1 protein-coding gene is annotated in these 302 nt (G+C 74.8%); it reads left to right on the top strand.

The genetic code is table 11. The annotated features are described in order from the left end of the window. Nucleotides 1–302, top strand: a 302-nt coding sequence (locus FLQ44_RS17685; protein WP_206208954.1) for a hypothetical protein, incomplete at both ends; no start/stop codon positions are given.

Genomic DNA, 302 nt, shown 5'->3' with positions numbered 1-302 from the left:
CATTCTCTGCGCCGCCGTCGCCAGCGCCACGGCCCTGGCGGGCGCCCTGCCCGCCGAGGCCCAGAACCGCCGTTCGGGAGCCCAGCGCACCCAGGACGACATGATGGCGCAGATCCCGCGCTGCGCCCGCAATCTGGGCACCGTCGCCATCGCCGACGGCCAGGCGGACGTGTTTCGCGAACTGCAGCTGTCGCCGCCCCAGAGCCTGCTGCGGGCGGTGATCCAGCGTTCGGGCTGCTTCACCCTGCTGGACCGGGGCGCCGGCATGAGCGTGGCCCAGCGCGAGCGGGACCTGGCGGCGG

Origin of the sequence: Vogesella mureinivorans (genome assembly GCF_007644035.1) — a bacterium.
Taxonomy (GTDB): domain Bacteria; phylum Pseudomonadota; class Gammaproteobacteria; order Burkholderiales; family Chromobacteriaceae; genus Vogesella; species Vogesella mureinivorans.
This window is presented reverse-complemented; position numbering and strand designations above follow the sequence as displayed.